Annotated in this window: 12 protein-coding genes; 3 read left to right on the top strand and 9 right to left on the bottom strand. The window is 35.5% G+C overall.

Features of this window, described 5'->3' with window-relative positions; all coding sequences use genetic code 11:
- The first annotated feature begins 431 nt into the window (after positions 1-431).
- The gene (locus ACRD7B_RS22075; RefSeq protein WP_430826839.1) at positions 432-2,024 is read left to right on the top strand and encodes an OstA-like protein; all 1,593 of its coding nucleotides are present in this window, start codon (positions 432-434) and stop codon (positions 2,022-2,024) included.
- A gap of 37 nt (positions 2,025-2,061) precedes the next feature.
- Here ACRD7B_RS22075 and ACRD7B_RS22070 read toward each other — a convergent pair whose 3' ends face one another.
- The 3 genes from ACRD7B_RS22070 to ACRD7B_RS22060 all read right to left on the bottom strand — a co-directional run bounded on the left by ACRD7B_RS22070 (position 2,062) and on the right by ACRD7B_RS22060 (position 4,069).
- Positions 2,062-2,283 (bottom strand): DUF2795 domain-containing protein, encoded by a 222-nt coding sequence (locus tag ACRD7B_RS22070; RefSeq protein ID WP_143304314.1) that lies wholly within the window; start codon positions 2,281-2,283, stop codon positions 2,062-2,064.
- Between the two features lie 224 nt (positions 2,284-2,507).
- A complete protein-coding gene (locus tag ACRD7B_RS22065) occupies positions 2,508-3,215 on the bottom strand; it encodes an ABC transporter ATP-binding protein (RefSeq protein WP_430826838.1) in 708 nt (235 codons plus the stop codon).
- A 65-nt stretch (positions 3,216-3,280) separates the two neighbouring features.
- Positions 3,281-4,069 carry an O-methyltransferase gene (locus ACRD7B_RS22060; RefSeq protein WP_430826837.1) on the bottom strand — a complete coding sequence of 263 codons (789 nt, stop codon included), beginning with the start codon at positions 4,067-4,069 and terminating at the stop codon, positions 3,281-3,283.
- A gap of 95 nt (positions 4,070-4,164) precedes the next feature.
- Between ACRD7B_RS22060 and ACRD7B_RS22055 the strand changes: the two genes are divergently transcribed.
- Together ACRD7B_RS22055 and ACRD7B_RS22050 are read left to right on the top strand one after the other, a co-directional pair.
- Positions 4,165-4,602, top strand: a complete 438-nt coding sequence (locus ACRD7B_RS22055) for an FKBP-type peptidyl-prolyl cis-trans isomerase (RefSeq protein WP_430826836.1) — start codon at positions 4,165-4,167, stop codon at positions 4,600-4,602.
- An 83-nt stretch (positions 4,603-4,685) separates the two neighbouring features.
- A complete protein-coding gene (locus ACRD7B_RS22050) occupies positions 4,686-5,942 on the top strand; it encodes a hypothetical protein (RefSeq protein WP_430826835.1) in 1,257 nt (418 codons plus the stop codon).
- A gap of 366 nt (positions 5,943-6,308) precedes the next feature.
- Here the strand turns inward: ACRD7B_RS22050 and ACRD7B_RS22045 are convergent, their stop codons facing one another.
- The 6 genes from ACRD7B_RS22045 to ACRD7B_RS22020 form a co-directional block, all read right to left on the bottom strand.
- Entirely contained in the window at positions 6,309-7,487 is a 1,179-nt protein-coding gene (locus ACRD7B_RS22045) for a hypothetical protein (protein WP_430826834.1), read from the bottom strand.
- Positions 7,488-7,538: 51 nt separating this feature from the next.
- On the bottom strand, positions 7,539-8,033 hold the full coding sequence (locus ACRD7B_RS22040; RefSeq protein WP_430826833.1) for a hypothetical protein: 495 nt from the start codon (positions 8,031-8,033) through the stop codon (positions 7,539-7,541).
- A gap of 133 nt (positions 8,034-8,166) precedes the next feature.
- A complete protein-coding gene (locus tag ACRD7B_RS22035; protein WP_430826832.1) occupies positions 8,167-8,301 on the bottom strand; it encodes a hypothetical protein in 135 nt (44 codons plus the stop codon).
- A gap of 45 nt (positions 8,302-8,346) precedes the next feature.
- Positions 8,347-8,496 carry a hypothetical protein gene (locus ACRD7B_RS22030; RefSeq protein WP_430826831.1) on the bottom strand — a complete coding sequence of 50 codons (150 nt, stop codon included), beginning with the start codon at positions 8,494-8,496 and terminating at the stop codon, positions 8,347-8,349.
- Between the two features lie 624 nt (positions 8,497-9,120).
- Positions 9,121-9,525, bottom strand: a complete 405-nt coding sequence (locus ACRD7B_RS22025; RefSeq protein ID WP_430826830.1) for a hypothetical protein — start codon at positions 9,523-9,525, stop codon at positions 9,121-9,123.
- A 106-nt stretch (positions 9,526-9,631) separates the two neighbouring features.
- On the bottom strand, positions 9,632-10,228 hold a 597-nt coding region (locus tag ACRD7B_RS22020), incomplete at its 5' end, for a T9SS type A sorting domain-containing protein (RefSeq protein WP_430826829.1).

The raw sequence follows: 10,228 nt of genomic DNA, 5'->3' as shown, positions 1-10,228 counted from the left end.
ATCGCGGGAAGCGGCGACAAAGGTAAGAACTTTTATCCGTCCTTTCCAAATGTTTTTTCAGCTTTTTTTGAAGTTTATTTTTGAGTGCTAAAATCATCTCAAACCCTTTTCTTCAATCCGAAAAATCATTCCAAAATGTTAGTCCTTTTCAGCAGCCCTTGCTGCCTCTGTGCTCCTTAATCAACCATGTGTTTCTCTCAAAGCGGGTGCAAAATAACGGATTGTTTTTGACAAGTCCAAATTACTTTGAAAGGTTTTTTGAAGAAAGTTTTTGAAGGTGTTTTTAGGGACTGGATACGTGGGGGTTAGGACTTGAAAATATTTTAAGAGCTCACTATTAACATTACTTATATAAATGGCATCATCTACCAACTTTAAATAAAGCGGAATTTTTAGCACCTTTGCATCAATAACAACGCAATAAACAAAGGATGGCAATCAGATTAGCTTTCATACTACTTATATTATCCCTAACATGTCAAGCACAGACATCATCAGACTCGAAAAAACAAAAAGCGAGTATTACAATTAAGCATTCTGATAAGCTTAAGCAAGATGAAAGTGTTGGTGATAACATTAAACTACTTATAGGTAACGTTGAACTTATTCATGAAAATACAATCATGTATTGCGACAGCGCATATGTATTTGGTGATTCAAGTTATGTGGAAGCCTATAACAATATACACATCATTCAAAACGATTCCATCCATTTATATGGTGACTACCTTAATTACATCGGCTCAATTGGAATGGCAAAAGTACGTGATAATGTTAAAATCGAAAAACAAGACATCACCATTTTAACTGAATTCTTAGATTTTGATAGAGTCAACAACTTTGGATATTACTTTAATGGTGGTGAGGTACTAAGTGGCGACAATAACCTAATAAGTGATCTCGGTTATTATTACCCCGATTTAAGCGAGGTGCATTTTAAAGATTCGGTAGTTGTTACAAACCCCAAATACACCATTTTTTCTGATACTTTAAAATACCATACTGTTACCGAAGTTGCGAGTATTTTGGGTCCAACATTTATTATAAGCGATGACAATATCATTTATAGTGAAGATGGCTACTACGACACAATGCATGATAAAGCAAAGCTGAAACAAAAAAGTTATATCCAAGGTACCGAACAACTTTTAAAAGGTGATACTATCTACTACGACCGTAATAATGGTTTAGGAGAAGCCTTTAATAATTTTGAACTTCACGACACCACAAACCACATTATTATAAAGGGGAACTATGGTTATTATAACGAACTTACCGAATATGCGTTAGCCACAGACAGTGCTCAGTTGCTACAGATTTATCAACGAGATACGATGTTTATGCATGCCGACACCTTACAGGCTATTCCTCTACCCGAGGAAAACAGCAAAATGATGAAGGCATATTACAATGTAAAATTCTTTCGAAAAGACATGCAAGGTCGATGCGATTCGATGATATATGATTTCAGAGATTCGACAAACACCTTTTACAACACACCAATTCTTTGGGCACAGAACAATCAGATGACCGCCCAAACCATAAAACTTTACACTAAAAATCAAACCATGGATAAGGCTGAATTGATCAATTCAGCTTTCATTGTTAGCCCCGAAGACAGCTTGCTGTTTAATCAAATAAAAGGACGCAACATGACTGGCTACATTCGCGACAATGAGCTATATAAAATTGATGTTGATGGAAATGGACAAACAATTTATTACCCAAAGGATAAAAACTTAGTTATAGGCGTTAATAGAGCAGAGAGTAGTAATCTGACCATATCGCTAAATAACAGACAAATATCTGGTATAAAAATGCGAATTGATCCGAATGGTAATTTAAACCCACCTTATATATTACCAACCGAAGATGTTAGGTTGCAAGGGTTTATTTGGCTAGAATCCATACGGCCTAAATCAAAACTCGATATTTTCAAAAAAGTAGATTTGCCGGAATTAAAGGAACTCACCAAAGTTTATGACGATTATAAATTTGGTGACGACGAAGAAGAAGGACAATAAAAAAAGGGGTATACACCCCTTTTTTTAGCTCTCTTTTTTAATACTCATCTTCGTTGAAGAAAAAATCTTCCTTACTTGGATAATCTGGCCAAATATCCTCTATACTTTCAAAAACTTCTCCTTCATCCTCTATTTCTTGAAGATTTTCAATCACTTCAAGTGGCGCACCTGAACGAATCGCAAAATCGATTAATTCATCTTTTGACGCTGGCCAAGGTGCATCTTCTAACTTAGAGGCTAATTCGAGTGTCCAATACATAACAACTCAATTTAACATTAATAATATTGTGTTACTTTCTCTTTTACTTATCTGCGAATATAAAAAAAAAATCCATTCCTCCAACTTCGATTATCGTGGAATTTCATTTTTATGATCATACTTTGACAAATGGCTAAATATTAAAAGTGAATAAGCAAGTTAATTTCTGGTTATTAATACACCTTTATAATGACTTACTCATAAAAGTATAATTCAACAAAAAATTAATTGGATATCGTTATCTTCTCATTCATGGTATCAGATTCAATCAAACCATCACGTAGGCGAATGATTCGATGTGCATGCTGCGCAATCTCCTCCTCATGCGTTACCAATATAATGGTATTGCCAGATTGATGTATCTGATTAAACAAACGCATTATATCAACAGACGTTTTCGAATCAAGATTACCTGTAGGCTCATCAGCAAGAATAATAGAAGGGTTATTAACCAGCGCACGCGCTACAGCAACACGCTGCCTTTGTCCCCCTGACATTTCATTGGGGCGATGCTCCATCCTATCAGTTAAAGCAACTTTCTCCATCACTTCCTTACCCAACTTAATGCGTTCATTCTTTGGCAAACCTGCATAAATAAGAGGCAACATTGCATTCTCCAGAGCAGTATATCGCGGCAATAAATTAAAGGTTTGGAAAACAAAACCAATCTCCTTATTTCTGATTTCCGCCAAACTATCATCGCTCAAACGACTAACATCGGTTCCATTCAAGACATATCGACCGCCAGTTGGTGTATCCAGAGCCCCAATCATGTTCATCAAAGTAGATTTACCCGAACCTGATGGTCCCATAATAGCTACATATTCCCCCCTCTTAATAGAAAGAGAAACACCCTGAAGCGCCTTCACAGTTTCGGTTCCAACATGATAGAATTTCGTTATCTTATCAATTTCAATGACTAGGTTTTGCATTTCTTAAGTTTTAAAAACCAAATATACCTTTTTACGTGGATAAAATAATACTGCTTTGTCAGCAATTAATATTTCACAATAAAATGCTGTTTTTGACATTCCTTGCGAAAAAAAACGATACCAAACTGAAATAAATCCATGGAGACGGTGACAGCAGGATTCTCACATATAATGTTCCAAGCCTCATCCATTCCCTTCGACCAATGTATGTCATCAAATACAAATACACTATCGTTACTAACCTTCAATAAACACATATGAAAATAATCAAGCGTTGCTTGTTTTTGATGATGCCCATCGAAGAAAACAAAATCCAACGTTTTTATTTCTCCAAGTAGATCAGGCAACACATCACAAAACTGCCCAATAATCTGGTTCACGTTATTACAGCCTAGATTTTGCAAACCCTCTTTTGCCTTTTGAGCCATTTCATCACAAGCTTCAATGGAATATACCTTTCGCTTAGTATTACTTAAAGCTAAATAAGCCGTACTCATACCTATTGAGGTACCTAACTCTAAAACAGTATCTGGATTGAAATGGTTAACTAAGCGAAAAAGCAGTTCACCATATTTTTTTGTAACCGATGTTTTACTAACTAATTCAGAAACATTACGTTTCTTCGTTTTGAAGGTAGAGCTACCAGCACCATAATCTGACATCGTAAGCACCTGTTTACTTCGCATTAATTTTCGGCGAAATAAAGCTATCTTTTCATAGGCATAAAACGAATGTTTACAATACACTAATTCGCGCACCAAGTCAAATACAAATGGACTATGTATTCCGTACCCTTTGCGGAAACGTGATTTTAGCAAATACCAGAAATAGCTTTTAATAAGGTAAACATTCATTTTTTGAAATTTTCGGGAAGATAATAATTTTCATCCAGCAATAGTTCAGCATGCAAAAGTGAAAAGATATTATCTTTACGCCAATTTTTATTACAATGGCAAGAGGAAAAGGTAAAAAACAAAATAGTGGTTCGGCAGGACAGAACCGCAAGAACGCTGAAGAATTTCTACTACAGAACAAAAATAAACCTGGTACCTTTGAAACTGCTTCAGGTTTGCAATACGAAATCATCAAAGATTGCCAAGGACCAAAACCGAGCATTGAAAACAAAGTTAAAGTACATCAACGAGCTATGTTATTAGGTGGAAAAATGCTGGATGACACCTATAAGGATGCAACACCGCTAGAATTCAAACTCGACGAAACCATTGAAGGCTACACTGAAGGCCTTCAACTTATGTCTGTTGGAAGCCGTTTCAAGTTCTATATTCCTTCAGAATTAGGATGGGGTAAAAAAGGATCAGGTGGTCGTATCGGCCCATACGCTCTTACCATTTTCGACGTATCACTAATTGAAATCCTTAATGATTAATTCAAGTTTTTTGAAGAAAGATTAAACACTTATGCCAAAGTCTTGTTTAAATCTAAACAGAATGAAGTAAAGTGACGTTGTGAATGGATAACTATATTAAGCAGTTAATAGAATCAATTAATCAATCGAAGAATAAACATGATAGTAAACTGGCACATGACGAGCCAGATTACATTAATGAGTTTGCCGATCAATATATTAATGGTACGCCCGAGAAGATATCAAAGTTAACAGGCATTGAGAAATATCAATTCCCACCAAGTGATAAGCTAAACAAAGAACAAATAACTAATGTAGTTAAAGCCATTGAGCAACTATTGCTAAGCTTTAACCTTGAATTTATATTTCCTGAAGATGTTACTTGCGAAGTTAAATATGATTTTATAGTTAAAAAATGGGACAGTAAACATATACATTGCAAAGATGGAACAGTACAGATTGAAACGTGCAAATTCGACGACGATAACTGTCCTTTTCCAGAACAATGTACCATATGTGAGAATTTCAAAGATGAGAACGACAGTAAGCATGCTTTAGCCAATGGCGAAATTGATTTCGAAAATTTAATGCCTGATTTTAATGAGCAAGATGATGCTAACATTAGATCCGAGGTTGATCGTTTTAAAGAGTTGATGCGTAAAAAAAGCTGCGACAGTTACATAACCGGCATTCATAATTATTGCGATGGAAGGTGTCATCGGTGTGCGTTCACAGATAAATGCAGCTCCTTTTCGTTAAATCAAGAACTAGAACGCTCTAATGATGAAAGTGAAGATGGCGACTCAGACAAGCAGTTAATGGTTATTTTAAAGGCCACATCGGAAATTATAGAAGAGGAACTTACAAAAAGGGGTATTGATGCCGAAGAAAAGCTCATTGAACTTAAACAAGACGATGAAGTTCCATCATCTCCAAAACACACAGTTGAATTACAAAGCGAATCGTATGCCGAAAAGGTTAAGCGCTGGTTAGATTCAAACCAACGCGAACTGGAAAGTAGAATAGTTACCGAAGAAGAAGATGAAATTCAATCCTACTTTGAGAGCATAACCTGGTTTCAATTATTTATTCCAGCAAAAATATCGAGAGCAGCAATGGTGCTTCAATCGGATGAACCGGGTGAATCAGAAATCTATGACAGTAATGGATCTGCTAAAATTGCACTTCTGGCCATGGATGAGTCGATATGGGCCTGGCAAAATTTACTTCAACACTTGACAAAAAAAGAAGATAGCATATTAAATATCCTTAAACACCTTTCAAAATTAAGAAGCGAATCAGAAGCCTTATTTCCAGAGGCAAGGAAATTTATTCGTCCGGGATTTGATGCAAACATTTGAGCATAAAAAAATCTGAGAGAAGCACAAGATTGGAAAATTTAAGAATTACGAATAATTCAAAGTATGCATCTCTCAGATATTAACGAACAGTTAATACTGATCGAAAAATTATCCTCCGTCGAAGATAACCCAGCAACAACGTGCTGTTACTGGTTATTTTATCATCGTAAAGCTATAATTTTATTTGAAAGATTATATACCTCGAATTGAAAAATTGCATGAAACTCTTAATTTTTTCCATCAAATGTCCTTTTTTTATACAAAATCTTCACAAAGCAGTGATGCTCACACTCAAAGCCGTTATGATTTCTGAATAATTTGTAATCTGATTTTTTTAAAAAATCCTAGATATAAGATGATTGTTAACTATAGGTGATTTAACATTTGATCTAAGGCCTGAAAGACTTGGTGTCCTTCATCAAAAACATTTGAGAATCGCTCCTTTGATTGTTTTAAGTAGCGTTTACATTTCTTCTTTTTCCCTTGTCTGAATTCTAATTTAGCGAAATGAAATAAAATATTGCCAACGGCTTCATCATCGTTTTCAAAGGCGACTAATGTAGCATCAAACACCTTCCTTAATAAAGCAATAGCATCTTCCTGCTCAAACAACTCAAGGTACTCTTCTAAAACATCCGGCTTATAAACTTCCTTTTCGAGTATCTCCAGTGCCAGATCATAACTTTCTACTTCCCTATTCAATTTTAAAAAGGTGCGAAGCAGGTATAACTGATTAGGCTTGTAACTGGGAGATAAGCTATTTGCTTGCTCGAAATAAAACAAAGCATCTTCATGTTGTTCGCGCTTCGATAACATGATGCCTGTAATACGAGCTGCATCACCTTTCTTTAACGAATCCTGGAACAACTCATAAGCACGTTTTGCAGGTAATAATCCATCAACAAAGGCGCCGTCAAACAAACAAGCGATGGCTAAATTATAATTACACAAGGCATCATCTTTCAATTGAATCGACTTTTGATACCAATACCTGGCATCGTGGTAGTTTTCAACAATGGTATTGTAGTACCCAAGTACATATAAACTATAACTATCATAAACGCCATTTCGATATGCTTCGGTCAAATAGTACTTGCTCTGCTCAAGTAACCACTCACTTTTCCTACCCCACCTATCGCCAAACAATAAAAAAACTTGTTTATAATACTTGCCTAAACCGAGGTGTAATCTGTAATCGTTTGGGTAGGTATCAATGAGTTTTAACAAAACCGAGTCAACATTAAAACTAAAATCATTACTGGCCTCAGTCGTCTGTCTTATATCTTCCAGCCTCTCTCCTTCGCGTAGATTTGTATACCCAAAGGCTCTGTGGTAATAACTACTTGTATAGTAGTCGAGTGCTAAATCGACCTTTTGTAAAACCAACTCAACATCTGTATTCAAAGGATCAGCTTCCTCCAGACATTTATACAGCGAAAAGTATTGTCTCGAATTCTTTAACTCCTCAATATCACATTTAGACGACTGCGAAGAGGCAACACCTACTATTAGAAGCTTAATAAATAATAGCCAATATTTTACCATTGAAGAAAGATAGGCATAAAATATAAGGCGATGCCATCCTACTATTAAAAACTATGTAAGCACCGAAACATAAATAGGTATAAAAACAGCAACCATAACTGCTATTGTCATTTGTTGGTAATAATTGGTAACAAACAAACTTGTTAAGGTTAACAGATCTTCTTCTTCGTTAACTCCAATTGATCCACCACAAGCTTTTTTCTGACAGAAATAACGAAGACCTTTTTCATCCGACAATGTCCACTTGGTATTCCAGGCATTGGTGTATTGCCAGCTAATGCTCTTATCCCCATATGTTATCTGAGCCTTACTCATCCATGAATTATACCTTATTTGACCTATGGGCTGCATGGTAGAACCATCAACAATCGTTGTCTCCTGATTAAAGAAGCCCTTGGTTCGAAATTGAAATTGCTTCCCATTGATGGTTCCGCGGCTCATTTGTGAAAACGATGAACTCTTCAAATAACCAATCTGCTTTACTCCATCGTAGATTTGGTAATCTTCACTAAATGTTTTCTTTTTCCAGGTAAGGGTTTGCTTCATGATATAGATTTTATGAAATAAAGTTAAGCAAAACACAGTCATCATTAATACAATTCTATTCAAAGTTGTTGTAAAACAAATAAAGAGCTTGCTCATAGAAACAAACTCTTTAACACCTCACTCATGAAAAACATTAGTTTAGAAAAACCCGATGCCTACTTAATTGTACGTGCACCTTTTCAATATCTTTTAGGTTTACACCTCTTAATGGTCGCTCTAGTACTTTAATTCCATACTTCTCCAGAAAGTCTTTAAATCTCTTTGTCATAATGATCTGATTTAATCCAAACCAATGTTTTATCCTTCTTTTTCTTTAATGACTCATGTAGCCGAACAGCCCCTGTGTTGCCATTTGAATTCTCAAAATTTCCTCATCACATAATCCATCAAATGGATTTCCTTCAATTTCAACTGGCATTTCAATTCCATTCTCTTTTACGAAGGCTAACATTTTCTCAGTCATAATTATGGTTTTATATAAATACTGTTAATAAAATCTATGTTGCTTTTTTCAACAACCATTCCAGAAATGGCGAACAATACTTTTTTTAACCTTGCTTAAGTTTCTTAAGGAAATGATTTAATAGTCTACATTTTTCTGCAACTGAAACTCCAGGCTATAAACCTTAGGAATAATTATGCTTCCTTCGCCGCCCAGTAATGATAACTTAATCATTAAACCAAATACTGCTATTTATATAAACTTTAATAAATTTTTATCTCAATATTCCTTTTCAATGGTGAGATGGAACTCGCTATTTTATTACTCTTCTTTATTGATATCTTTCTTGTTGCTCGTTTCATGACTCTTTGTTTTAAGTTTTATTCTAATCTTACACAACAAAGATGTTAGATTTAAAACCTGTTTTTTACCCCTTTAAGTTCAAGTAGGGCTCCTAGGTTCAAGCTGATACGGAACGGTTCTATAAAGCGAGATGGTGGTAGAGAACCGTTCCCTCAAACAAAGGTTAACGGAGTCGCTCGTTATTGCCAGCTTGTAAATATAGAGCGACTCAATACGAAAAAGGTCAATACAAAAAACCGCTACTCAAAAAGAATAGCGGTTATATATTTCGATCTTTAATGCTTACTTGTTCGTTCTTATTACATTTTCCCGAACATTAATTAATCTTCGTTCAGCCTCATGACGTGTTGAGAATATGTCAATATCAATACGATGGGCACTGTTGGACATCTCTTTAAATAACAATGCTAGTACGGTCTCGTACGGCTTATCTACCACGAATACAACATAGACTTGACGATAGATTTTTGTTTTTTCACCTAGCTTACTGACTAAGCATCTTAGCTCTTTTCTGGGATCTATCTTTATTTCTGCACGTGTCGAATCCAACAAAATAAACAAATGATCTTCTGTTTTAATAGTATTCCGAAGGTTATCTATATAATCAATTACTAACTCCAGATTAAAAACACCAGTACATTCGGAAATAATTATTCCTAATTCTTCCTTATAAACAACATCGATCATTTCATCTTTTTATACGCATGGAAATGTTTTAACCCAAGATCATTGACCGTCAGAATAAATAAAGCCGGAATACAGATAAATGTATTCCGGCTTTATTCTGATCAGTTTACTTTTTTACAAACTTGATGGTTTGGCTAATGCCTTCACCACTTACGTTGATAAAGTAAACACCACTAGCTAATTCATTTACATCAAGGCGTGTTGTATTTTCAACACTTTCTATCTGACTTACAATAGCACCGTTGCTGTTAATAACCGAAATAACTACAGTTGTTTCAACAGCACCTAACTCAACATTAATAAAGTCAATGGCTGGATTAGGGTAAAGCTTAATTGAGTTGACAGAAACATCACCTACTGTTGTTGGAATAGGCTCCATTTCAATCATTGGCCCACCATTTGTGGAAGCATCAACGGTAAATTGTCCTGTTACGGTTGTATAACCATCTAAACTCACGGTGTAGTCGTAAGTGCCATAAAGTACATCGCTGAAATCAGCGAAACCGCCAACCGACATAGCACTGTATGAATTGGTTCCATCAGTGAAATCCACTGTTGCACCGTCTAACTCGCCACCTATCATAACGCCTTTTTCTACTACTAAGAATGCAAAGGCTTTATAAGGATCTAAGGTGATCATCTCGCCGCCCATGGTTGAAGCATCAACGGTAAATTGACCTGTTACTGAAATGTAACCTGCCAT

It is taken from the genome of Carboxylicivirga fragile, from assembly GCF_050589805.1.
Lineage (GTDB): Bacteria > Bacteroidota > Bacteroidia > Bacteroidales > Marinilabiliaceae > Carboxylicivirga > Carboxylicivirga fragile.
This window is presented reverse-complemented; position numbering and strand designations above follow the sequence as displayed.

Bases quoted from the DNA above. Each gene is read 5' to 3' on its own strand.
- ACRD7B_RS22040 (WP_430826833.1), bottom strand. From the start codon at position 8,033: ATGAAGCAAACCCTTACCTGGAAAAAGAAAACATTTAGTGAAGATTAC.
- ACRD7B_RS22050 (WP_430826835.1), top strand. From the start codon at position 4,686: ATGGATAACTATATTAAGCAGTTAATAGAATCAATTAATCAATCGAAG.
- ACRD7B_RS22045 (WP_430826834.1), bottom strand. From the start codon at position 7,487: ATGGTAAAATATTGGCTATTATTTATTAAGCTTCTAATAGTAGGTGTT.
- ACRD7B_RS22070 (WP_143304314.1), bottom strand. From the start codon at position 2,283: ATGTATTGGACACTCGAATTAGCCTCTAAGTTAGAAGATGCACCTTGG.
- ACRD7B_RS22055 (WP_430826836.1), top strand. From the start codon at position 4,165: ATGGCAAGAGGAAAAGGTAAAAAACAAAATAGTGGTTCGGCAGGACAG.
- ACRD7B_RS22065 (WP_430826838.1), bottom strand. From the start codon at position 3,215: ATGCAAAACCTAGTCATTGAAATTGATAAGATAACGAAATTCTATCAT.
- ACRD7B_RS22025 (WP_430826830.1), bottom strand. From the start codon at position 9,525: ATGATCGATGTTGTTTATAAGGAAGAATTAGGAATAATTATTTCCGAA.
- ACRD7B_RS22035 (WP_430826832.1), bottom strand. From the start codon at position 8,301: ATGACAAAGAGATTTAAAGACTTTCTGGAGAAGTATGGAATTAAAGTA.
- ACRD7B_RS22075 (WP_430826839.1), top strand. From the start codon at position 432: ATGGCAATCAGATTAGCTTTCATACTACTTATATTATCCCTAACATGT.
- ACRD7B_RS22030 (WP_430826831.1), bottom strand. From the start codon at position 8,496: ATGACTGAGAAAATGTTAGCCTTCGTAAAAGAGAATGGAATTGAAATG.
- ACRD7B_RS22060 (WP_430826837.1), bottom strand. From the start codon at position 4,069: ATGAATGTTTACCTTATTAAAAGCTATTTCTGGTATTTGCTAAAATCA.